This window comes from Candidatus Poribacteria bacterium (assembly GCA_021295715.1).
Taxonomy (GTDB): domain Bacteria; phylum Poribacteria; class WGA-4E; order WGA-4E; family WGA-3G; genus WGA-3G.
Genome location: JAGWBV010000111.1, coordinates 1 through 23,284 on the forward strand (window position 1 = coordinate 1; position 23,284 = coordinate 23,284).

The 23,284-nt window shown below is 47.3% G+C and carries 30 protein-coding genes and 2 pseudogenes; 16 read left to right on the plus strand and 16 right to left on the minus strand.

Annotation, left to right across the window (positions count from 1 at the left end; genetic code table 11):
• The 8 genes from J4G07_20155 to J4G07_20190 all read left to right on the plus strand — a co-directional run.
• On the plus strand, positions 1-674 hold a 674-nt coding region (locus J4G07_20155; protein MCE2416304.1), incomplete at its 5' end, for a hypothetical protein.
• 119 nt (positions 675-793) lie between these two features.
• Positions 794-1,447, plus strand: coding sequence for a methyltransferase domain-containing protein (locus tag J4G07_20160; GenBank protein ID MCE2416305.1), 654 nt, complete (start codon positions 794-796; stop codon positions 1,445-1,447).
• Positions 1,448-2,171: 724 nt separating this feature from the next.
• A complete protein-coding gene (locus tag J4G07_20165) occupies positions 2,172-2,921 on the plus strand; it encodes a LamG domain-containing protein (protein MCE2416306.1) in 750 nt (249 codons plus the stop codon).
• A 274-nt stretch (positions 2,922-3,195) separates the two neighbouring features.
• Positions 3,196-3,765 (plus strand): Uma2 family endonuclease, encoded by a 570-nt coding sequence (locus J4G07_20170; GenBank protein ID MCE2416307.1) that lies wholly within the window; start codon positions 3,196-3,198, stop codon positions 3,763-3,765.
• A 61-nt stretch (positions 3,766-3,826) separates the two neighbouring features.
• Positions 3,827-5,446: a 2,3-bisphosphoglycerate-independent phosphoglycerate mutase gene (gene gpmI, locus J4G07_20175; protein ID MCE2416308.1), complete on the plus strand. Its 1,620-nt coding sequence runs from the start codon at positions 3,827-3,829 to the stop codon at positions 5,444-5,446.
• A gap of 225 nt (positions 5,447-5,671) precedes the next feature.
• Positions 5,672-6,667 (plus strand): ribose-phosphate pyrophosphokinase, encoded by a 996-nt coding sequence (locus J4G07_20180; protein MCE2416309.1) that lies wholly within the window; start codon positions 5,672-5,674, stop codon positions 6,665-6,667.
• Between the two features lie 7 nt (positions 6,668-6,674).
• Positions 6,675-7,775: a glycosyltransferase gene (locus tag J4G07_20185; GenBank protein MCE2416310.1), complete on the plus strand. Its 1,101-nt coding sequence runs from the start codon at positions 6,675-6,677 to the stop codon at positions 7,773-7,775.
• 62 nt (positions 7,776-7,837) lie between these two features.
• Entirely contained in the window at positions 7,838-8,695 is an 858-nt protein-coding gene (locus J4G07_20190) for a phytanoyl-CoA dioxygenase family protein (protein MCE2416311.1), read from the plus strand.
• Positions 8,696-8,994: 299 nt separating this feature from the next.
• On the opposite strand, the gene J4G07_20195 is transcribed toward J4G07_20190, so the two are convergent.
• From J4G07_20195 to J4G07_20215, 5 genes are all read right to left on the minus strand, one after another.
• Positions 8,995-9,306: a hypothetical protein gene (locus tag J4G07_20195; protein MCE2416312.1), complete on the minus strand. Its 312-nt coding sequence runs from the start codon at positions 9,304-9,306 to the stop codon at positions 8,995-8,997.
• Positions 9,307-9,468: 162 nt separating this feature from the next.
• Complete coding sequence (locus J4G07_20200; GenBank protein ID MCE2416313.1) at positions 9,469-9,630, minus strand: hypothetical protein; 162 nt, start codon at positions 9,628-9,630, stop codon at positions 9,469-9,471.
• A gap of 18 nt (positions 9,631-9,648) precedes the next feature.
• Positions 9,649-9,828 carry a hypothetical protein gene (locus J4G07_20205; protein MCE2416314.1) on the minus strand — a complete coding sequence of 60 codons (180 nt, stop codon included), beginning with the start codon at positions 9,826-9,828 and terminating at the stop codon, positions 9,649-9,651.
• Between the two features lie 114 nt (positions 9,829-9,942).
• Positions 9,943-10,272 (minus strand): hypothetical protein, encoded by a 330-nt coding sequence (locus J4G07_20210; GenBank protein ID MCE2416315.1) that lies wholly within the window; start codon positions 10,270-10,272, stop codon positions 9,943-9,945.
• Positions 10,273-10,276: 4 nt separating this feature from the next.
• Positions 10,277-11,017 carry a GIY-YIG nuclease family protein gene (locus tag J4G07_20215; GenBank protein MCE2416316.1) on the minus strand — a complete coding sequence of 247 codons (741 nt, stop codon included), beginning with the start codon at positions 11,015-11,017 and terminating at the stop codon, positions 10,277-10,279.
• A 132-nt stretch (positions 11,018-11,149) separates the two neighbouring features.
• Here J4G07_20215 and J4G07_20220 point away from each other — a divergent pair, with 132 nt between their 5' ends.
• The 8 genes from J4G07_20220 to J4G07_20255 all read left to right on the plus strand — a co-directional run bounded on the left by J4G07_20220 (position 11,150) and on the right by J4G07_20255 (position 16,380).
• Positions 11,150-11,893 carry a LamG domain-containing protein gene (locus tag J4G07_20220; GenBank protein ID MCE2416317.1) on the plus strand — a complete coding sequence of 248 codons (744 nt, stop codon included), beginning with the start codon at positions 11,150-11,152 and terminating at the stop codon, positions 11,891-11,893.
• 78 nt (positions 11,894-11,971) lie between these two features.
• Positions 11,972-12,562: a Uma2 family endonuclease gene (locus J4G07_20225; GenBank protein MCE2416318.1), complete on the plus strand. Its 591-nt coding sequence runs from the start codon at positions 11,972-11,974 to the stop codon at positions 12,560-12,562.
• A 52-nt stretch (positions 12,563-12,614) separates the two neighbouring features.
• The gene (locus J4G07_20230) at positions 12,615-13,475 is read left to right on the plus strand and encodes a phytanoyl-CoA dioxygenase family protein (GenBank protein MCE2416319.1); all 861 of its coding nucleotides are present in this window, start codon (positions 12,615-12,617) and stop codon (positions 13,473-13,475) included.
• Positions 13,476-13,500: 25 nt separating this feature from the next.
• The gene (locus tag J4G07_20235) at positions 13,501-13,779 is read left to right on the plus strand and encodes a hypothetical protein (protein ID MCE2416320.1); all 279 of its coding nucleotides are present in this window, start codon (positions 13,501-13,503) and stop codon (positions 13,777-13,779) included.
• Between the two features lie 296 nt (positions 13,780-14,075).
• Positions 14,076-14,207 carry a redoxin domain-containing protein gene (locus J4G07_20240; protein MCE2416321.1) on the plus strand — a complete coding sequence of 44 codons (132 nt, stop codon included), beginning with the start codon at positions 14,076-14,078 and terminating at the stop codon, positions 14,205-14,207.
• A gap of 27 nt (positions 14,208-14,234) precedes the next feature.
• The gene (locus J4G07_20245; protein ID MCE2416322.1) at positions 14,235-14,537 is read left to right on the plus strand and encodes a peroxiredoxin family protein; all 303 of its coding nucleotides are present in this window, start codon (positions 14,235-14,237) and stop codon (positions 14,535-14,537) included.
• Between the two features lie 15 nt (positions 14,538-14,552).
• The gene (locus tag J4G07_20250) at positions 14,553-15,365 is read left to right on the plus strand and encodes a sugar phosphate isomerase/epimerase (protein MCE2416323.1); all 813 of its coding nucleotides are present in this window, start codon (positions 14,553-14,555) and stop codon (positions 15,363-15,365) included.
• 25 nt (positions 15,366-15,390) lie between these two features.
• Positions 15,391-16,380 carry a GDSL family lipase gene (locus J4G07_20255; GenBank protein MCE2416324.1) on the plus strand — a complete coding sequence of 330 codons (990 nt, stop codon included), beginning with the start codon at positions 15,391-15,393 and terminating at the stop codon, positions 16,378-16,380.
• Positions 16,381-16,552: 172 nt separating this feature from the next.
• Here J4G07_20255 and J4G07_20260 read toward each other — a convergent pair whose 3' ends face one another.
• The 11 genes and pseudogenes from J4G07_20260 to J4G07_20310 form a co-directional block, all read right to left on the minus strand.
• Complete coding sequence (locus J4G07_20260) at positions 16,553-17,308, minus strand: hypothetical protein (protein ID MCE2416325.1); 756 nt, start codon at positions 17,306-17,308, stop codon at positions 16,553-16,555.
• Between the two features lie 2 nt (positions 17,309-17,310).
• Positions 17,311-17,898 (minus strand): Gfo/Idh/MocA family oxidoreductase, encoded by a 588-nt coding sequence (locus J4G07_20265; GenBank protein ID MCE2416326.1) that lies wholly within the window; start codon positions 17,896-17,898, stop codon positions 17,311-17,313.
• Positions 17,862-18,344 (minus strand): Gfo/Idh/MocA family oxidoreductase, encoded by a 483-nt coding sequence (locus tag J4G07_20270; GenBank protein ID MCE2416327.1) that lies wholly within the window; start codon positions 18,342-18,344, stop codon positions 17,862-17,864. Before J4G07_20270 ends, J4G07_20265 begins: the two co-directional genes overlap by 37 nt.
• 656 nt (positions 18,345-19,000) lie before the next feature.
• Positions 19,001-20,023 (minus strand): WD40 repeat domain-containing protein, encoded by a 1,023-nt coding sequence (locus J4G07_20275; GenBank protein ID MCE2416328.1) that lies wholly within the window; start codon positions 20,021-20,023, stop codon positions 19,001-19,003.
• Positions 20,015-20,281, minus strand: a pseudogene (locus J4G07_20280) (PD40 domain-containing protein). Before J4G07_20280 ends, J4G07_20275 begins: the two are co-directional and overlap by 9 nt.
• Positions 20,267-20,341, minus strand: a pseudogene (locus J4G07_20285) (hypothetical protein). The pseudogenes J4G07_20280 and J4G07_20285 overlap by 15 nt, the downstream one beginning before the upstream one ends.
• Positions 20,325-21,044: a hypothetical protein gene (locus J4G07_20290; GenBank protein MCE2416329.1), complete on the minus strand. Its 720-nt coding sequence runs from the start codon at positions 21,042-21,044 to the stop codon at positions 20,325-20,327. The pseudogene J4G07_20285 and the gene J4G07_20290 overlap by 17 nt, the downstream one beginning before the upstream one ends.
• 185 nt (positions 21,045-21,229) lie before the next feature.
• On the minus strand, positions 21,230-21,481 hold the full coding sequence (locus J4G07_20295) for a hypothetical protein (GenBank protein MCE2416330.1): 252 nt from the start codon (positions 21,479-21,481) through the stop codon (positions 21,230-21,232).
• Complete coding sequence (locus J4G07_20300; protein ID MCE2416331.1) at positions 21,478-22,056, minus strand: TIR domain-containing protein; 579 nt, start codon at positions 22,054-22,056, stop codon at positions 21,478-21,480. Before J4G07_20300 ends, J4G07_20295 begins: the two co-directional genes overlap by 4 nt.
• Before the next feature lie 10 nt (positions 22,057-22,066).
• Entirely contained in the window at positions 22,067-22,480 is a 414-nt protein-coding gene (locus J4G07_20305; protein ID MCE2416332.1) for a hypothetical protein, read from the minus strand.
• Between the two features lie 47 nt (positions 22,481-22,527).
• Positions 22,528-23,010 carry a nucleoside 2-deoxyribosyltransferase domain-containing protein gene (locus tag J4G07_20310; protein MCE2416333.1) on the minus strand — a complete coding sequence of 161 codons (483 nt, stop codon included), beginning with the start codon at positions 23,008-23,010 and terminating at the stop codon, positions 22,528-22,530.
• Between the last annotated feature and the right edge of the window lie 274 nt (positions 23,011-23,284).

A 23,284-nucleotide genomic window follows, 5' to 3' on the forward strand; every position in this document is an offset into this window, starting at 1 on the left:
AAATTATGGCAGACCTTCGGCAAGCTGAGGAGAACGGAATTAACACCGTCCTCGCTCGTGCCGATAGGCATATCATGCGGACGCTCAACGAATATTGGAACAAGGGTGGCACCCTTCGGTGGATCGCCCAGACACCAAAAGATACAGAATACGCCAGTCTCGACGAATACCTACAGATTATTGCTCGCTATAAACCGATTGCTATCTACCACCACGGCGGCACAACCGATAAATTGTATGCCGAAGGACGACTCGCTTCCTTACGCGATGGACTCAAACGTATCCGCGACCTCGGTTGTGCAGTCGGACTCGGCACGCACGATCCACACGTCCTCAAGTACTGTTACACTGAAGGATATGATGTTGACTTTTATGTCTGTGCTTTGTATAATCATACGAAACATCGGGAACTCTATCTGCCGGACGATCGGTACACTGCATTCGCCGCGATACAGGCGATACCGATACCGATAATCGCGATAAAAGTGTTAGCCGCGGGTAGGAACGAACCGCATGAGGCACTTCAGCTCGCACTTGAGAATATCAAACCGACGGACGCGATGGCAGTTGGCATGTACACCCAATTTCAAGCAGATCAGATTCATCAGAATGCATTAACCGTTGCAAAATTATTGTCTGAACCGGGAGTATCAGGGTTAGAGAAAAAATTGTAGTGCTTTGTCAACTTTGAAATTGAAAGGGAGTCCGTTTGTAGTAGAGAAACCATTCATTGCCCGTCACGGCGCGAAAAAAATAGTGCTACTGCAAGCACATCCCAGAAAGACACAACGTAATGAAACGAATTGTAGAACCAGAAGTCATGGACACAGTCGAAGCCGCCGAAGCCTACGATGCGATGGAGCACGGCGAGGTAGACCGCGCTTTCGTAGACCGCGTTGTCGCACTCGGTGCGAGCACTGGACATTTTCTCGATGTCGGCACCGGTCCCGCACAGATTCCTATCTTACTCGCCCAACGCTGTCCCGATATCCACATTACCGCCATTGACTTGTCCGAGGAGATGCTAAAGATAGCGAAACGTCACGTCGCGGATACCAGTCTCACCGATCGGATAACCCTTGAACTCGTTGATGCGAAAGCCCTACCCTACCCCGATAACACTTTTGACGGACTCATCTCCAACAGCATTGTGCATCACATCCACGATGCGATGAAGGCACTCAAAGAGATGGGCAGAGTTGCCCGTCCCCAGGGAACTGTTCTCATCCGAGACCTCATCCGTCCTGAAACAGCCGCGGATGCGCAAGCCTTTGTGGATCTGTATGCCGCGGATGACACCCCTTATCAACAGAAATTATACTACGACTCCTTTTTCGCCGCGTTCACCATTGCCGAAGTCAACGAAATGCTAACACAGATGGACATGCCGGGTGCCGCTGTCGTTCAAAGCACAGATCGCCACTGGTCAATAGAGCGTGCTGTTTAATATCCCATAGGACTTACGCATGGTGCTCTTTTGTCGCATAACCTGTTAGAATGTTACACCTTTCACCAAATTATTTTTTCCCCAACATGGAATCGCAACCGGGAAACACACAAGAACCCCACGTCCCTACTGGGATCTCAACCGAAAACCCGCACAGAAGTGCCAATCTAAAAATGTTATAGAAACGTAACATTTTAAGGAAAATAGGACTTATGCCCTTCCCTGGTAGGCAGGGTTTCCTAACCACACTATAAGTGTCAATTTTAAAAAAGCAAGGCGTTTTCTTCCAAAAGCATGTTCTGAAACCCAAACCATCACACACGTCAGCGAAAACATCAGCCGACAGTTTGCCCTCTTGAGTCCCGAAGGGACGGCATGTTTATAATAAGGGACCTAAAATCCCGTGAAAAATCCCGTAGGTTGGGTAGAACGGCGTTACGGAAGACGGATGTAAGTCTGTCAAACACACGTCAAATCCAACAGGTCATCATATACTCGCAACACCGAGTGAAACCCAACTTCATAGCGTTAGAACCCCGGGAACTCCACAACAAATGCGGATGTGAGACGAATATAAAACCTCTTAATCCTTTCCATCTTAAAATCCTGTAAATCCTGATTCAGATAATTTTTCCTACACTTCTTTTTCACAAATATGTTATAATATCTGCAAGTTCCCCAAGATCCAAATCCAAAATTTCGCTTTCGCATAGGAGAAATTGCAATGCCCAAAGTTACCTTTGTTTTTTCACTGTGTGCACTCCTCGTTATTTCCAACTTTAGTATCGCCAATGTTGCAGAAGACGGACTCGTCGCCTACTGGCCCTTTGACGAAGGCAAGGGTAAAGAAGCCATAGATGTCACAGGCAATGGGCACGACGGAGAGTTTAACGATGATCCGAAGTGGGTTGAGGGAAAGTTCGGCACTGCACTCGAATTTGATGGCATCGACGATCATGTCATCGTCGCAGACGATCCCAACTTCGCAATCGAGGAAAATATCACCCTCATGGCGTGGTTCTGTCCAAACGATGATCTCACCGGTCACCGATTAATGAGTAAAAATAACTCCATCTTCGTCATCTTCGACTTCGGCAACGCAGACAGCATCGACTTTCTCGTCAAACCCAACAATACCTTTGCGCAATCCACAACAACCGATTGGAAAGTCGGCGAGTGGTATCATTTCGCAGGGACGTTCGATGGAAAGACAATGAAGGTCTACATAAACGGTGAACTCGAAGGCGACGCTGCCAACGATGTTCCAATTGCTCCGTCCGGTTTAGAACTCTGGATCGGCGGCGATGATCTCGGCAACGCCACCGACCACTTCCCCGGTAAAATTGATGAAGTACGGCTTTATGAGAAAACCTTAAGCGAAGACGACATCCAAAAGGTCATGGAAACCCCACAAGATGTCGAAGCACGTGGCAAACTCGCCACAACGTGGGGAAAATTGAAAACAAGACTTTAAAAGAGGTCCGCCGTTTAAACAGTTTAGTAGGAAAACTGAGCCTCGTGGAGGCACTTATGTCAACGCTTACAGTATATACTTATTTAACGTGAGTTTGATAATAAAAATTGAAAGAGACTCCGTAGGTCGGGTAGAGCGATGAAGGACACAGAAGTCTTTAGTTTCGCCACAAATGTCTCTTTTTTTAGGACAAATTCAGAAAAATAAACATAGCGAAACCCGACAATCCACCGTTGCCCCTGCGAGAATGAGGCAGGTTTCCAACGATACGCTTATGTCAAACTCACGTTATTTAACACCCGAGGAATACCTTACTTGGGAACGCAAGCAGCCCTTTAAGAACGAATATCACGACGGACAGATAATAGCGATGTCTGGGGCAAGTCGTTCCCACAATCGTATTACGGTAGATATAACTGTTCAACTTAGCAACCAATTAATGGGGGCAGATTGCGAAGTCTTCTCCGGCGATATGCGCGTGCGCACTAACCCAACAGTTTCCTACTTCTATCCAGATATTATTGTTGTCTGTGGTGAACCCCGTTTTGAGGATGACATCTTTGATACACTCCTCAATCCCATTCTTGTCGTGGAAGTTCTATCGCCCTCAACTGCAGGGTATGATCGGGGTGAAAAATTTGAACACTATAAACAACTCGCATCCTTACAAGAATACATGCTCGTTTCACAAGACAGAGTGCACGTTGAGGGCTACCGTCTCCATGGCACGCGATGGCTCCACAAAACCTTTCAGTGTCTTGAGGATGTACAATCACTTGCTTCGATTGAATATGAGGGGCCCTTGCGTACCATCTACAGACGTGTTGCGCTCAATTCATCATAAAAATAGTATAGTAGCTGAAATCAGAATTTCATATACTTTTTGCAATTAGGAAGGAAGCTGCGTGTCAAACCAACAGAAACGCCCCGTCGTTCTCATCATTCGAGACGGCTGGGGCAATAATCCGTATCCCGAATTTCAACACGCCAACGCTGTTCATCTCGCAAAAACACCCGTAGATGACTGGCTGCGACACAACTATCCAAATGTCCTAATCCATACCTCCGGCGAAGATGTCGGTTTACCTCCGGGTGTCATCGGCAACAGTGAAGTCGGACATCAGAATATCGGGGCAGGACGCGTCGTGAATCAAGAACTCCTCCGTATCAGCACCATGATCGGTTCCGGCGAGTTTGCTCAGAATAAAGTGCTTTTAGACGCAATTGCCCATGTCAAAAAGCATCGGACATATCTCCATCTCATGGGGTTAGCAAGCGACGCTGGTGTTCACAGTTCACTTGAACATCTATACGGTCTCCTCACACTTGCCAAGGCGAACGGACTCGAATCTCACCAAGTTTTAATTCACAATTTCAGCGACGGCCGCGACTGCCAGCCCGATTTGGGCATCCAATTCTGTGAGCAAATTGAAGCAAAGTTGAAAGAGGTAGGCATCGGACAGATAGCTTCAGTCATCGGACGCTATTACGCAATGGATCGCGATGATCGATGGGAACGCGTTGAGGTGGCATACCGTCTTTTAACCGAGGGGGCCGATAACAGCGTCGCTGCCGCTACAGATGCCTATCGTGACTATTACGAGACTCCTGATGATGCCAACCGTAAAGGCGATGAATTCGTCCGTCCGTCCGTAGTGATTGGCAGTGATGGCAAACCACTACCGCGTATCACTGATGGGGATGCCGTTATCTTCTATAACTTCCGCGGTGATCGACCCAGAGAACTCACCAAAGCGTTTTGCCTCGATGAATTCCCGTTTCAAGCAGAAGGGAAAGACGGGGTCACGCGACAGATGGGATTTAAACGGAATTGCAAACCTGACGTTAAGTTTGTTACAATGACCGAGTATGAGCAGGGAATGCCTGTTGAAGCCGCTGTCAAAAAACCACCCAAGATGCAGAATACACTCGGTGCTTATGTGAGTGATATGGGACTCACGCAGTTCCGATGCGCAGAGACTGAGAAATTTCCACACGTTACCTTCTTTTTTAACGACTACCGAGATGAACCCTACAAAGGCGAAGATCGACAGATTATCGCCTCTCCACGTGACGTAACGACCTACGATCAGAAACCGGAGATGTCCGCACCCGGTGTGACAGAGGAGATGTTACGTCGAATCGATTCCGACAAATATGACTTGATGGTACTCAACTACGCCAACGGCGACATGGTTGGGCATACAGGATCGCTCTCAGCCGCTATCAAAGCAGTTGAGGCAGTTGATGTAGGCGTCGGAAAAATCGTTGATGCCGTGCTTAAAAAGGACGGCGCGCTCATCGTCACTGCTGACCATGGGAACTGTGAGCAGATGATTGATCCAGAGACCGGTGGTATTCATACGGCGCATACCACCTATGACGTAGATCTCATCTTTGTTGATAATCAACGCAGAGGACAGCAACTCCGTGAAGACGGACGGCTTGCCGATATTGCACCAACAACACTCCACCTTCTCGGTTTGGCACAACCCACTGAAATGACAGGTGAATCACTTTTCTAATGTTCCTTGCGATCAGTTAGGTAAGTTTAGCGTTTAACGTTCCTTTTCGTATATCCGATTGCACCTGCTTTGCAGTGAGAATGCAGACTACAATTTTGGTTTAATGTTTTGTTCTTAGCCAGTAACCCGCTCGTAATGAAATTATGCCTAATGGTATAATTTGTCTTTACTTTACATTTGGAGCGTAGTCCAGAGGCAGATAAATCAAAAAAAGGAGATTTTGGTATGTCCCCACTGATTGACCAGCAAGTTAACGACGATTTCAGGCTATTCGCCGGCAGCGCGAACCCGGCATTGGCAAAAGATATCGCTGCGATTTTAGGTGTTGAACTCGGTAAAATTACAATTGAGCCGTTTCCCAACCTTGAGACTCGCGTCCAGATTGAGGAAAGTATCCGAGGCACGGATATTTATGTTGTGCAGCCAACGAGTCAACCTGCCAACGAAAATCTGATGGAGCTGCTCATCACGATTGATGCCATGAAACGCGCATCCGCCCGGCAGATTACCGCGATTATTCCATACTTTGGATACTCGCGCCAAGATCACAAAACGACGGGGCGCGAACCGATCAGTGCAAAACTCGTCGCGAATCTCTTGACGACCGCCGGGGCAAGTCGCGTCATGGCTATTGATCTACACGTGCCACAGATACAAGGTTTCTTTGATATCCCGATGGATCACTTGACCGCCCTAACGACCTTGACAAATTATTTCCGTGAGAAACAGGTTGAAAACGGTGTAATTGTTGCACCTGATGCAGGTCGCGCCAAATTAGCAGAAAAATATGCAGATATTCTTGGACTTCCGTTAGCCATCATGCACAAGCGGCGAACCGGCGTTGATGGACAGGGTGTTAAGTTCGTCGAGCTTGTTGGAGATGTTGAGGGCAAAACCCCAATTATTACCGACGATGAAATACAAACAGGGGGGACGATTCGCCAACAAGCCATAGCCTTGGCAGAGGCAGGGGCAGAACCAGCTTATGTCTGTATCGCACACCCTATATTGGTCGGTCCAGCGTTGGAACGGCTCAGTCATCCAGCAATTCGCGAGGTCGTCACCACCAATACGATCCCCGTTCCTGCTGAAAAGCAACTCGATGGGAAAGTTAAGGTGCTTTCTATCGCACCACTCCTCTCTCAAGCCATATTGAGAGTACATCAACACCGATCGGTGAGTCAAGTTTTCCGGGATCAGCACCTCGATTTCCCTGTTTAAGAGGACTATGGGTAAAAAACTGATACTTTACCTCAGCCATTGCGGTTCGAGCATCGGTGGCGGTGAGAAGCAACTTGCTTATCTCGTCGAAAATATTGATCGAACGCGCTATCGTCCGCTTGTTGTCTGTCCTGATGATGGTGTTTTTGTAGAACACTTGAGACGCGCCAATGTTCCCACAGTGATTCTCGATCTTCCGCCGTGGCGAAAGGCGAAATCGTTAATAGCGAGGCATAGAGCCACGAAAAAATTAGCGCGTCTTGCTGAGACACACAACGCTCACCTGCTCCATACCTCGGACTCGTGGTTTAACCCATATCTGTGGTCAGTTAGAAAACAGTTGAAAATCCCTGTCGTTTCACACGTCCGAAACCTCCTCACGCCTACACAGGTCCGAAAATACAGATTTGACCGGATGGACAGTATCATCGCTATCTCCGAGCAGAGCAGTGTTCCGCTCATTCAGGCAGGGATTGATGCCAAAAAGATTGATGTCGTCCATAATTGTGTTGATTTATCGGCTTTTCAACCGGTTTCTGAACCCATCCACTCGACGAAATATGTCATCGGTATTGTCGGTAGGATTGAACCCTTCAAACGTCAGAAAACGTTTGTTGAGATAGCCGTCAAGGTTGTTGCACAATGCCAGGAAATTAGGTTTCACATCATCGGTGCCGCGCTGGATACGGCAGAACATCGCGCTTACGAGCGAGAAGTCCGTCAATTGGTGACCAAGCATGGGCTGCAGGAACACCTTCACTTCACTGGTCACCGGACCGATATGCCCAAAGCAATGCAGAAACTCGATTTACTGGTAACCCTTTCAGCAGGGAGTGTCATCGCCGAGGCAATGGCGGCAGGTAAACCTGTCATTGGAACCCCCGTTGGCAGTACTGCTGAAATGATTGTTCACGGTGAAACAGGATACGTTGTGCCATTAGAGCCTATTGAGGGAATTGCAGATAAGATCCTTGAACTTGCCAAAGATCCGATCCGAAGCAGACGTATCGGAGAACGGGCAAGAAAATACGCTGAAGGCGCGTTCGGCGTTGACACACATGTCCGGAGGGTGGAGAACATTTATAAGAAATTGTTAATTACGGGTTGAAATTTTTAACGTTTTGACGTATAATAAAAGCATCATTTCGCGAAGAGGAGTGTAACAGAACAATGCTCACGCAAGAACAACGTGATTTTTATGGCGAAAACGGCTATATCGGCGTTGAGGCGGTGTTAACAGCAGAAGAAGTCGCTGATCTCCAACGCGTCACCGATGAATTCGTCGAAAAATCGAGAGAGGTCACCGAACATACCGACATCTTCGATCTGGAACCCGGACATACGCCCGCGAACCCGCGTGTGCGGCGTATCAAAAATCCGGGGCTACACCACGTCGTTTACGATTACGCCTTAAGGCACCCCAAGATTTTGGATATCGTGGAGCAACTCATCGGACCGGGGGTTCGGTATAATGGACATAAATTGAACATGAAGTATCCGGAGTTTGGAAGTCCGGTTGAATGGCATCAGGACTGGGCGTTCTATCCGCACACCAACGACGACCTGCTTGCAGTCGGGGTCGTGATTGATGACATGACTGTAGAGAACGGGGCATTGATGATACTTCCCGGTTCCCACAAGGGTCCGACTTTAGACCATCACCAAGATGGTGCTTTTATTGGAGCAGTAACGGATCCTGATTTCACACCAGAAGGTGCTGTGCCTGTTGAGTTGAAGGCAGGTGGAATCACCATTCATCACGTTCGGGCGTTGCACGGCTCTGCCCCGAATACCTCGGACAAACCGCGCCGCTTAAAGCTTGCCCAATACTGTGCGGTAGATGCGTGGCCCCTGAAAGGCATTCCAGATTGGGAGACTTTCAATAGCTTCATCATCCGCGGCGAACCCACGAATCAACCCCGTATGGTAACCGCACCTGTGCGTATGCCGGAACCCTATGCAGAGTTGAAAGGTTCAATCTACGAAGTGCAATCTCTACTTGACGACCCGCTTTATGCTAACAAGTGATAGCATCCCTGATGAAGCTTAATAAAATATTTGGGTAATTCTATAAAAGAGAGTTTTTAATCAAGCAGGTTCCATAATCTTGTAAATCCTTGAATCCTGTAAATCCTGATTCTGACGATTAATGCCTACATTACCCGATTCAATTCTTAATCTTCAGGCAGGGTGCTATGTCTATAGATAGGTGGAAATTTGCGTGCGTTATAATAGAAAATGCGAGGTATAACAACCTCGCATTGCAATATAAATTTACTTTTCTCTGACAAGGCAAGACGAGTGAATCTCGTCCAGTCAACTAAGCCTTAATTGGCGACTTGTGCGCTGAAACCTACATCTGTAACCGCCTTCACGAGCGTGTCTTTCTCAACCTTGTCCTTCTCAATTTTCACCACAGCTTTATTTTCTTCCATAGAAACACTGACAACTTCAGTCACACCGGTAAGCTTTGTGAGTGCATCCTGCACCTTCACAGCCAGCGTTACTTCTTCAATGGCTGGTGCTGCTGTTTGCGCGGGTGCTTCTTCTGCTTCTTTCTTTGCTGTGTCTGCACACGCAACCACAAATAACAGTGCTGCGAAACAGACGAATAGCATTCTCACGTTTAACTGACGCATAAGTCTAATCCCCTTATTTGTAGGGACGATCTCTCGATCGCGCCTCTTCAACTTTAGTTTTAATGGTTAAAACGTAATCGGATTCGGCTGCAAGAGAAGTATCGTTTGCAACCTGTACATATAGAGAAAGGGTGGGTAACCCCACCCTCCTCCGATTCAGCCTTATTGAGCGACTTCGGCACTGAAACCAGCACCTTGAACTGCAGAAGTGAGATCGGCAGACTTCACTTTACCTTTCTCAACCTTCACAACAGCCGTGTTATCCGTTGAAGAAACGCTTACAACTTCAGAAACACCGGTGACTTTACTGAGTGCATCCTGCACCTTGCTGGTACACGCGCCTCACGTCATCCCTGTAACGTTCAGTGTAACTTCTTCAACGGCGGCTTCCATCATGTCGCCATCCGCTTCCATAGCAGCTGTAGTGGTTTCAGGCATCTCTGCTTCCTTACTAATCAGACCACAGCCTACCACGAATACGAAAGCAATCAGACAAATAAGCGATAATTTTGCGATATGCATGGTTAACCTCCTTGAATTACTTATTTGTTATTTTAACACATATTAATTTTTTAGGCAAGAATTTTTTCAAATTAATACATGTGCGTCCAAAATTACACCGAAATACCCCCAAATTTATCGTCGACGATAACCCGCTTGCTCTGAGAGCGCATATAATTGTCTATTCTTCATAAAACGGATATCCTGCCCGCGGAGTTTCGATCCATACCGTTTTTCCAGAAATCGTATCCGCTCTTGTCGATCCGAGAGAAACATCTTTTTACGGGGCTGCATTTTGAGTAAATCGGTGGGCGACAATTTCTTCGGGTTGACAGGAACTTCGGAGCCATTGTAGTAACACTTCGGACACAATTGATAACGCGGATAACGCAGCCGACCACAGCGACATCGTGCCGTTCCATCAGGTCCACCGAGTACCTCTTTCTGAGTTTTTTCTGTCGCCATTGGGTTACCTCCGGTGGACATCTAAAAACGTGAAGACCTTCTGAATCCGTTGCAACTGCTTATGAAACCCAGCAGCCCGCTCAAATTCCAGTGTCTCCGAGGCTCTATCCCGTTTTGCCACCAGGCTTGTTTGCACTTTTTCATATTCCCCATCTAGCAAATCAACGATGTCTGTAATCATCTCTCCGTAGCGTTCGCGCGTAATGAGTGCTGCACACGGTGCATCGCACCGTTTCAGATCGTACTGAAAACAGGCGCGAAACCCCGGAATCGGTATAATCTCACCTTCGCACGTCCGAACCGGAAAGATCCGCTGTAAAACGTCAATCGCTTCATCTGTCCATCGCCGACTCGACAACGGACCGAAATATCTCGCACCATCCGGCTGTGCTTCGGAGACCCTGTCAAGGCGCGGAAAAGCCTCTCCGACATCTATCCGAATATACCAAGAGCTCCGTCCATACTTCATAGCGGTATTATAGGAAGGTTGATATTCTTGGATGAGTCGCGATTCTAAGAAGAGTGCTTCCTGTTCTGACCGACAGATCTGATACCGAACATCTGTCGTCCACCGGATAAGCCGTTTGATTTTACTTGGGCGTTTTTTAACCTTATGGAGATAGGAGCGGACACGCTTCCGTAGACATTTCGCCTTGCCGATGTAGAGGATTTGCCCCGAAGCTCCGCGGAAAAAGTAAACTCCCGGACTCGAAGGGACATCGGCTACCATTTCTTGCGTTAGCATAGTTCAATTCACAGAGTAATGTTTACTATTACACTCTATCATATTTTCAAAAATTATTCAACAGGCACGCGTATGCAGAATCTTGACACATTTTTCCCTTTCTGTTAAACTCGTTCTCAGGGGGAAAAGAAAATGAAACAAATATATTGGTTTGTGATCATTGGGAGTTTGTGTGTCGCAACAACTCCGCTTTCGGCGGAACTATTGGACGATGCAGTGGGAATCTGGCTTTTTGACGAAGGCAAAGGCGGTGTCGCAGCGGATACATCGGGCAACGGAAACGACGGGTCAATTACTGGAGCGAAATGGGCAGAGGGAAAATTCGGCGGTGCCTTGGAATTTGAACCACCGCACGTCGTGACTGTTAAAGCCGCTGATAGTCTCAATTTCAAGGACCAGATGACCATCGCAACCTGGGTCTACATGAATAAAGGTGTTTCCGATACCGCTATTCGACGGAACGGTTCCTATTTACTGGAAGTCCAATCCGGAGGCGAAAGGGTACCGGGCGGCTATGTCTTCGGCATCTGGTCGGGGGGTGGATTTACTGGCGGTGTGTGGGGGAAAACTGTCATTGAACCTGAAAAATGGTATCACATCGTTGGACTTTACGATGGCAATGAAATGAAACTTTACGTGGACGGCACGCTTGAATCTGCCGTTAAACAGGGCGGCGATGTAGATCAAGCAGGCGATTTGCTTTTCGGCACCTTCGGCGGTGAAAAGTTTATCGGCAGATTGGACGAGGTTATCTTCTTTAACCGCGGTATCACGGAGGCTGAGATCACCGAATTGATGAAGGGTGTGGAAGCCGTCCTACCCGTTTCCCCAAACGGTTTACTGACAACCACTTGGGGACGACTCAAAGATCGCTGAGGCGGTTGACACACATGCTTGCAAGTGTTATCATGTAAGAAACCAAGGGTTATTAAATAGTCTTTTAAGGAGGGCATCATGGCAGACACGCAACTGAATCAACCAAAACCTAAATTGCCAGCTGCGCAGCGTAATCTTTTAACTGCTGATGACCTCGCCAAGCAACCTGATGATGGCACTCGCTATGAACTCGTGAAAGGAGTCCTCCAGAAAATGCCGTCTGCTGGATTTGAGCACGGTATCTGCGCCGCTGAAATCGGAAGCAAACTTAACGTGTACGTCAAAACGCATAAATTAGGATACGTTTGTGGTGCCGAAACAGGTTTTAAGATTGCCCAAAGCCCAGATACGGTGCATGCACCAGATGCTGCCTTTGTTTGTCAGGCATCAATTGAACGGCAAGGTATTGTTAAAGGCTATTGGAACGGAGCACCCGATTTGGCAGTTGAGGTTATTTCGCCCGGTGATACTTATGCTGAGGTCGCAGAGAAAGTGGAAGAGTGGTTAACTGCAGGTTGTAGGATGGTATGGGTTCTTAATCCACGTAGGGAGACAGTAGAGGTCTATCGCTCCAATGAAGATTTTACCGTTCTACGTGGAACTGACACACTTGATGGTGGTGGTGTTGTTGAAGGCTTCCGATGTCAGGTTCAAGACCTTTTTGTGTAACTTATAGGTGAGTATCTTGGACACACCCTCCCCTTGCAACCGGAGAATGGATATGACAATGACGCGATGGCAACCAACCCACGCACAAAAAGCACAATACGAGACCGAAGGCTACTTTATCCTTCGCAATGTTATCTCACAAGACTTAGCAGCAGAACTTCGCGGTGTCATTCGGAACGTCCTTATGCTACCCAACGCTGGTGAGTTCGCCGATGTCGATCCCATGGATCCGATGGACGACTCACCGCAAGGGCGTATCGCACGCTTTCGCAAACTCGCCAACTTCTGTGTCGAATCCCCGCTGATATGGCACAACATCCATGCCGGTCCGGCAGTGCTCAACATCGCACGCTATTTTCTCGGCGACGATATCATCATGAAGTTCAACAGCTGCTTTCTTAAACCCGCACGCACGGGTGCCGCAACGCCGTGGCACCAAGACAACGGACTCTGGCGTGACGGTGAAACGGAGCCTTTCAATTTCTGGATACCCCTTGAGCCTGCGACGCGTGAGAATGGGTGTATGCAGTTTATCCCCGGTAGCCACAAAACCGAGATCGTTGAACACGTTCTATATCCCGATAGCATACACGGTGAACTCCCACGGGAAGCCGTTCAGGAGATGATCGAAAAGCACGGTATACGCCATATTGAATTGGATACCGGAGATGTCGTCATTTGGCACAGCAGTATGTGGCACTATAGTCCGCCGAACAAGAGCGAAAAGAGCCGTATTGCTGTCGCCGGGGTCTATACAAATCCAGAGATCTCTAAGACGCGTAATCGTTGGCATAACTTCCGATGGGTAATGAAGAAGGGTGAAGTCTGCACCCAATTCCCACCCGAAGTTGTCACTATGAAAAATAAACCCGTTGAACAACCGAAGCCGTTTCCACCTGCTAAGGACTATTAACCTATGCCATCGAAAAGACCGAATATTGTCGTCTACCTGTCCGATGACCACGGCTCGGAATATCTCGGTTGTTACGGAAACGCACAGATCCAAACCCCACATTTGGATAGTCCAACTCGTTTATCTCACGCAACATCACCCTGTAGAGGAATTATATGATATGACGACGGATCCGTATGAGTTCAACAATTTGGCTTTCAGGACGGAAATGCGCCCAATTCTTGAAGAGATGCGTGCCGATGTCCGACACTGGATGCACGCACAAGACGATGAAGGGAGACATGAAACATGCAATCTAAACTGACAGACAATTGGAAGGTTTATCTCTCCAGAATGAAAATTAAATTAAGAGGGCAGCCTGCAACAACGGAGCAGGCGGATAAGAGAGAAGATGGGCAACAAACAAACCGCCTCATTTTAACCGCTTTGCGAACAATTAAAAAAAATGTAAACCTGAGAGTGCCAGTTTCGAGTGAGGCTGGTTCAGCAGGTTTCTTAGTTCTGTGTACTGTGATTATTTTATTTTGCCTTGCTTGTGGTGATGCAGAACGAACGACCCACATTACAACGGCACCGGAGGATGCCGCTAAAAAACTCCCAATGGGCGAAGGGTTGGACCTCGGAGCACTCGCTCCCGAATTCTCGCTCCCAGATGGTGATGGAGAATTCCATACGCTTTCGGAGTATCGCGGGCAGAAACTTGTTATTCTTTTCTACCGCACCGGCACATGAGGCGACTGTCGAACGCAACTCGGTGAGTTGCAGAAAAAATATGAAGATATTCAAGCCGAAGGGGCTGAACTCATCGCTGTCAGTGCCGATCCCATAGCGACTGTTAATTCAACGCAGCAGACGCTTCAAATTACCTATATCTTGCTCTCGGATGAAAAAACGAAGACAATTGAGGCTTATAATGTCGTTGATCCGAGTGAAATCGAGGTGGCGCGTCCAACAGTCTATATTGTTAATCAGGATGGGAATATCGCCTGGAAATACCTTGATGCCAGAAGCGGTAAACGCATCGGTCCTGAACCAATACTTGCGCAGTTAAAGAAATTTTAGGAGGAGTCATTTGAAATGATTGATGTTTGCTATTTTGCTGACGAGGTATCTAAAACCGACTTTGAGGAAGCCATTAAACTCGGTGTTGAAGCCGGGGCAAATACCGTCGAAGTCCGCGGCGGTGTTTGGGGAAAACACGTCACCGAAATTGACGATGACGATGTCAAACGTGCTCAAGATGTGCTCAGCAATTATAATGTCCGTGTTGCGAGTGTCGGATCCCCCTTCGGTAAATGCTCCATTGATGATTCGCAGGAGTACGAACAGCATCGACGGCACTTTGACCGGATGGTGACGTTGGCACACGCGTTTGATACCCAAGTCATTCGAGGGTTTACGTTTTGGAACCCAAATCGCAGGATAAAAGGCGCGGCGCGTCCAGATATTAACGACTATATGGAACGTATTGTTGAGAAACTTTCGCTTGTCGTTCCGGTTGCAGAGAATGCGGACGTTACATTGTGCTTTGAAAACGAAAGTGCCTGTCTCGCTGGAACCTGTGAAGAGACGCGTGCCGTTATTGATGCGCTCGGAAATTCCCCCGCTCTCACCTCGTGTTGGGATGTCAATAACGGACTGCACTGCGGAGAAAATCCGTTGCCAGAGGGGTACGCCCATATTAAGGGATTGGTGCGGCATCTTCATGTGAAACCGAACAGTGAGAAAAACCTTGATCCGATTGGTGACACAGGTTTGCACTATAAAGAGGTGTTAGAGGTGCTCGTCGCTGACGGATTCACCGGCTCAGCGAGCATTGAACATTGGGGACAACCCGAAGATATGTTGAAAGGTGTGCGGCAACTGCGTGCCTTAGTTAATGCGCTATAACTGCTTATGGGTAAAGGAGAATACGATGCAATTGAAGCCGGATGCACCACAATTAACTTGGCAGGGGGCTGTCTCCCTACAGAAAACCGACGATTGGGTGATGCCATGGCGCACGCCGCACCCGATGCATGTTCTATTTCCAGAACCATTGTTGGAACGGGCGGCAATGCCCGCGGGCGTTCGTATCAGTTTTCGGAGCAATACGACGCGGGTTTCGGGCAATATTGTCCCACAGAACGAAAGCGGGATACTCGATCTCTGTTGTGAGGGTGAAGTTGTAGCCTCGCTTGATCTGACGCAAAAGGACAACTTCGTTTTTGAAGGGTTGTCTGGCGAGGAAAAATTGATTGAGTTATGGCTGCCGCAATTCGGGCAGTTTCAACTCCGCAACTTGGAAATAGATGATAGGGCAACGCTGCGACCATTCGCCGACGCTCGACCCCGATGGGTGACGTATGGGAGTTCTATCACGCAGTGTCGGACGGCGGCATCGGCGACACAGACGTGGCCCGCAATTGTCGCACGCCAACACGGTTTGAATTTAACATGTCTCGGTTACGGCGGACAGTGCCATCTCGATGCCATGGTGGCACGGATGATCCGGGATCTGCCTGCCGATTATATTTCGATGTGTCTCGGCATTAACATCCAAGGTGCCTCCAGTTTGGGACCGCGGGCATTTCGTCCCGCAATTATCGGAGCAGTCCAGATTGTCCGCGAGAAACATCCAGATGTCCCGCTTGTGCTAATGTCTCCTATCTATTCGCCACCGAGGGAGGAGAATCCAAACACTGTAGGGTTTCACCTTAAGGGCATGCGTGAAGAGGTACAAGCCGCTGCTGCGGCTCTTCAATCACACGGCGATCGAAACGTCCACTACGTTGAAGGGTTGCGTGTGTTTGGGGCTGACTGTGAACATCTACTCCCAGATGCTCTACACCCGGATGCCGAAGGCTACAGAGTTATGGGCAAGAATTTCGGGACTGAAGTTGCCGAGAAATTTTTTATGCGATAGACCCCCTAAAGCGGCATGCTTCCGCAAACGTTAAGCGGAAGCATTTGTAGGATTCAGAAATCAGTAAAGAGATTTCCTTAAACCCAAACGGGTAGCCTGCAACAGCGGCGCAGGCGGATTTGAGGAACGCACGTAAAAGTCCAAACGCACGTTCTTCCTCCGCAAGGTAAAATTAAAATTTCAATGTCGCCCAAGTCGTCGCTAACTTACCTTTCGACGAAACGTCTAACGCAACCTCCCAACCTTCCTCCGCGAGGAGTTGAATATCTTCTTCCTCTAACGCCACACCCTTTTTGGTGACAAAAACTTCATCTAATCCGCCAACGAGATTTTCGCTGCCCCAGCCACCGAACTTCAGGATAGCGGGACTGTCCATAGTCGCGCCGACATTCCGCTCTGTCTCCTTTTTACCATTTACGTATAAGGAGATAACACCTTTCTTGCGAACAGCGACGGTATGGTGCCAACCCTTTCCAACAATATCAGTTTTACCATCGTCAATGTGTTGTCCGCCTCCTTCAAAGATGAAGAAGCCGGTGTCTCTATCGATACTTGAACTCATCGCCCAGAATCCAGCACCGCCGTTCCGTTTAATCACAACATACGCATCTTTATTTTCGGAGTTCATCCAACACCCGACGGTAAAATCATCATCCTCAAAGTTGAAGAGATCGTTATGCGCAATAACGACATATTTCGGGCTTCCATCAAACTCCAATGCTTTGCCGAACTTTCCATTTATCCATTTAGGTCCATCGAATTCCCCATCGTTCCCGTTATCGGTAAAATCTTTAGCAACTTGTCCGTTACCTTCATCAAAGAGCCAGATACCAGCAAAGTCGTCAATGTTAATTTCGGCATGACCAAGCGAGAGGATGATAAGGCTGAGGCAGATGCTTCCCAATATTACGAGTCCACGGAATTTCATGTCTATCCTCCTATTTCCACAGCATTTCCTGTCTCTGCGGAAGCGTAAATAGCGTCCGTAATTTGCTGAACGACAAGGGCTTTTTCCAAACTCGTTGAGGGGTGTCGGTTCTCTCGGATAGCGGCGGCAAAATCAGACAACGGCGTGCTGTGTTCCGTTTCAGACGTTTCATCTGTTCCTACCGGCGTTGTAGACCCTACACCGCCTTCTGTTGTCGTTCGATTGTGAATGATACTTTCCGGTTTTCCATCCTGCATATTCAGTTTGAGAGAGCCTGCTGTCCCTATAATTTCCCAGTCTGCATGCGAATGCATCGTCATGAACTCTCCCCGTTCCACGCTGAGTACAATGCCGCCTTCACAACGGATAATTGCGGTATAATGCGTCTCAGCGTCGGAGCCAGACGCGATATGCGATTCAAATACTTCAGGCACAGTCCACGTTTGCGCAAATACGGTTTCTGGCTTGAGTTGCCACCCTGTAATACCGAGTAGGTAATCGAGGTCGTAGCATCCCCAGTTGACAAGGATACCACCACCGTTAAGAGCCTTCGTCAGTCGCCAAGCGGGACGGGGTGTGTCGCACGGCAATAGACAGTCCGGAGTTCTCCAAGACCTCCACTTGTGATAAGTTGCGTTGCAAACCGTGCGGAGGCCGTGAAACGCTTCCGTGAGGAACAGCACCCTGAGATTAAGTCCCCTCGGGCGGCGATGAGTTGGTCTACCTCCGCCGAATTCATCGCGATCGGTTTTTCAATCAGGACATGCTTGCCTCTTTCAAATGCTCGCAAGGCTACTGCCGTCCGGTATTGCGTCGGAAATGCCAGAACAACCGCTTCGACGTCATCATCATTGAGTAAGTCAACGTCGTTGCTGTACATTTTGGGTGGATTAAAGCGTTTGGCAGCATTTGTTCTGTTTGTCTCAATCATGTCCGCTGCAGCAACTAACTCAATGTGTGATGCCTCTGATGCGATACTGAGGTGATTGCTTCCGATCACACCACACCCGATTACGCCTACTTTTACTGGTTTCATAATCTTAATGGCAAATTTTCGGCTCGCAAGTTACGCCGAAAACTCCTTTCTCAGATGAAGTCTAAGCGACAGGAGCAAGCTCCTAATCACTACTGACACTTGGAATTAAGCCTAAACTGATTCGCTTAGTATGGCATGGAATCGAATTGATGTCAAGGGAATTGTGAGAGATTTACAGAAGCAGCAGAAGTTGCGATAGGGAGAGATGGGCGAATCTACAGGGTCCGCCCTATCAAAGGATAGGAGCATTTATGGTGGAACCGAAAAATAAATAGGCATTTTGTAGGAGGTTTTTGCTTGGGGGTTTCCGTTTCTTGTCCGGCATTTCTACCATCAAAGCGTAATACCCAACCGTTGATGTCGCGCTGCGCTACAATCGTTCCGCGCTCTGTTTCACAGTTATGGCACTCGCACTCCTCGCTTGTCATCCAGAGGTATCCGAAACAATTTCGAACACAGCTACCGCGACATCAGCCCACTGCAACTTTCTGTAGAATCCGTGCTCCGGACATTCGGCATCCACTGGTATACGTCTAAACATCTCACGCGTGGGATGATGCTCGCTTATTTGAAGACGAAACTCCAACCTTCAGTTCACTTGATTGAGTAAATATATTGCCTCAACGATATCGGGCACGAAGCCTATAACGATAACTTCAGCGGAGTTTTGTGATATCCCAAAGAATCACTGTGCCATCCCTACCAGCACTAACAAAAGTACTGCTATCTCGGCTAAACGCAAGATCAGAAACCTCGGACCCATGTCCAATTATTGTTTTTAGTGGTTTACCTGTTGTAACATCCCATAGGAGAGTCTCCATGAGACGACTACTTGCCAGAATCTTCCCATCTGGACTGAACGCGAGCCTATCTACAACCCCAGATTCATCTGTCTTAAGAATCCTATCAGGAGAACCCGTTGAGATGTTCCATAGACGAATCTCGTGAGCACCAGCACTAACGAGAGTGTGTCCATCTGGACTGGATACAAGTTCATCAACAAAAAAAATTCTTACTTGGTGATCAACAAATTTCTTGAGGCGTTTTCCTGTTGCAACATCCCATAAAAAAAGTCCTTTACCTATACCAGATCCGCCTGCGAGAGTGCGTCCATCTGGACTGAATACAAGTTTTTCCGGCGCATATTCATACCCTGTAAGGGTATGACGGAGCGATCCTGTTGCAGTATCCCATAGACGGATGGTATTATCATCACTACCGCTGGTCAGAATTGTACCGTCTGGACTGAACACAACCTCCGAGACAGTGTCTGTATGTCCTGTAAGGGTATGACGGAGCGATCCTGTTGCAGTATCCCATAGACGAATAGTGCGATCCCTACTTCCACTGGCAAGAGTCGCCCCATCTGGACTAAACGTGAGAGTTTGACGGTAAGCACCAGTGTCAGCATTCCATCGATGAATTTTAAGAAAGTCGTAACCGTTATTACTATAGGTAAAAATTTCGCCACCCGGAGGAAATAAAAGAATGTTTCTACCTCCTGTATGCCCTGGGATAATTAGACGGGAGTCGTTTGTATTAGTATTCCATAGACGGATGGTATGATCGTCGCTACCACTTGCCAAAACTTTGCTGTCAGGACTAAATACAAGGCAAGTAACTGCTCCTGTATGACCAATGATAGTCCCTTGATATTCGCCTGTTACAGCATCCCACAAGCAAATCGTGCCATCCTGACATCCACCGACCAGGGTTGTCCCGTCCGGGCTAAAAGCGATATCAAGAATATCATCTTTATGTCCAGTGAGGGTCTGTAGATGAGTCTCTGTTGCAACATCCCAGAGACGAAAAGTCCCATCTGAACTACTACTGGCAAGAATCGTGCCGTCTGGACTAAATGCAAGATCGGTAACAGTGTCTGTGTGACCTATAAGTATTTGCCGAAGTGCCCCTGTTGTAGTATCCCAGAGACGGATAGTGCGATCCCTACTTCCACTGGCAAGAGTCGCCCCATCTGGACTAAACGAAACCTCTCCGACATAGTCTGTATGTCATAACATCCCAGAGACGAATCACGCAGTCCACGGTTCGATAATCTGGATACATTAAGCTCTCCATGAGGTTCTCAAGGTCTTGAATACTTTTCTCCCTCCTCTCATTAAATACATCACTCATTACATCTAAGTCCAGTGGCTCCTCATCAAGGCGCTTCTCAAGGCGCTTATCTAAGTCCAGTGAGTTAAGGCGATGCTGCTCCTCAAGGTGCTCATAGGGACTGGGGTTAATTCTACCAGCAAGGATACTCCCATCTAGACTAAATGAAACTCCAGAAACATCATCCGTATCTTCCATAGGAATTTGATGTGATGCTCCGGTGGCAGGATCCCATAGATAAACATCACCGTCGTGACTAGCACTGACAAGAGTGAGACCGTCGTGTCGAAACACCAAGTCATCAACACCATCCGTATGATCTGTAAGTAGGGCAAGCTCTTCACTGTTAGCAGCGTCATATAGCCAAATTCCAGTAGGACCAGATACCGTAAGAACAGTGCCATCTGGAGAATATACCAAATCACCTATCAAGCCTTTGCCGAAACGCACTTTAGCTCCCTCAGGTAAGCTGAATTGGGTATAGGCATCATATTGAGCAAAACTATTTGACAAATCGAAGGCTAAAACTATTAATAGACATACATAATACGACCGAAAATTGATGATCATTAGCTTATTTTTCATTCAATTCCCCTTTACTATTTAAACCCAAGTTGCCACCTATTTATGGACATAGCACTCCGCTGGAGTGCAGGGAGTGAATACACCGTTTTCTATAGACATATCACCTCTACGGGGTGTGGAAAGGGACTAAAAAGCCAAAATTTGTTAGTAACAACTTGGGTTATTTAACGTGAGTTTGAAAAAGTTTAGTAGTTGAAAAGCATAGGTAAATCGCTGATTTCGCTGAGTTCCTGTGGGTTCACCGAGGGTTTGTTCTTCAAAAGCAGGTAAGCGATCAAGGCAGAAAAGACATTCACTTGGAGGTTAGCGAAGTTTCTATGCCGGATGTATTCCAACTGCGTCTGCGTTTTCAGTACCTTGATCACCGATTCAATGATCGTCTTAGAGAGTGGCCCGAATTTCCGGTGGCAGTACAGTCTTGTGAGCAAGTCTTTCATGCTACCCATTTCGCGAAGTTAGTATAACCATCATCTCTTACCCAATCATAGATCCTATAATCTGACAAAAGTTTATAAAATTTCCCTCGTTTGAGTGGGGAGGCTACAGTTTTTAACGTATAGGAGGCGAGGTCTTGGTATTGAACCCATTTTCTATTTTTCAACTCATAAACATGCAACTTCCTTCCATTGTCGCTGTATTTGTAGCCAAGACAGGCAAATGGGTTAGGACCTAAACGTTTTGTTCTTCGATTTTTATCTTTGATGCCATTGATATGCACGCCCAAAATTTGATTTCCTTTTTCCATACTTTTTATGATTTCGTATCGAACCCACCTTCGCGCGTAAGTTCCACTTCCAATCAAAACAACCGTTACCGAAGTATTCTGAAGTTCACTATTGATTAGGCGTTTTAAAGCGAGAGAGTTTGTCCTTTTAGCTGTTTCCCAAATTGAAGCATCAAAGAAGCCCGCATCTTTTCTATCGGGCTTAGTAAGCCAATGGTTCCGCACAACATTCGCTCTGAAATCTATTACATCCTGATAATGGAAACTAAAAAACACTCGTTTTGCCATTTATTCTCCGTCATTTCAAAATGTCAACGATCGGAATAAGAATCAGGATTAGAATAACGATTAAAATTGGACCATAGAATCCTAAAATTGTTCGGGAAACGCAAATGGATCGCCAACTGCCAACTTCTTTTTCGATCGAAGAGGTATCCATTTCAAAATTTATATCCTGTTCATCTAATTTTCTGACCTTATCGTATAATGCTCGGAAGAGTTTTTCCTGTCTCAGATAGTAACCATCTAAACCCCAAAAGGCAAATATAGGAAAGAGTACCAAGGGGATATAATTAGAATTGGATTCCTTGATAGCAAAACCTAACACGGCAGCGATAAAAATCACAGTCCACCCTTTGAGTGAAAAGGAGTTATTTGCCAATCGAGTAATGATATTCTGAATCATTTCTAAATGCTTTATTTTCTTTTCCACTGTTTTTCCCTGTCTTAGATTATTATGCCAATCCACGTTCCCAGTTGTCAAGCGGTTTTCAATTGCGTGCGTGTTATCTGGTTGAACGTATGATTCTGTACTTGCTCCGCAAGAGCCTCTATCGAATAAACAATTTTTACTTCGGGACGAACCAGTGAGGTCTGAATTTCAACATCAGTGCGCCGCGCGTATTGAGGGTGTACGCCGACATACAACGGTTTTTCTGTCATTGACCACGCTCCTAATTCGTAGAGGACAATTGGACAGAGCGTTTCGCATGGAAACCAACACAGAATTACGTTTGCATCTCGAAGAGCGTGGTGCTCCCACGTTATTTGCTCGCGGGACGCGTTTGGGTCCGAAATGGGGAAACACTTCCGGCGGGGATTTAGCAGCGTATAGTCTGTATGGTGCAGCAACTGAACCATCTGTTGTTGCCAATCAGGGCAATTCGTAATGCCACCAGCGAGGAAGATGCTTTTATGCAAGACGTGTTGAGAATAGGAATGTGGGGCTTCTATGTATTGCATGACTAATACCTCTTATTTTCGGGGTGAAGGGCAAACACATGACTTATCTCCTACGCGATAAAAAAACAATCGAAAGCACACTGAATTGTACCTATGACTCCAGAGAAAAGGATTTACCGATCCATCTTGATTTTCGCCCAACGGGTTGTCAGTTTACCCTGCGGTTGTACCGGAAGACCTTCCGCTTCAAAGATTTGTTCAACTTCATCTGCTGAAAGGGCTTTGCTGTAAATCATGACTTCGTCGATAATACCTACAAAACCGCCATCGCCTG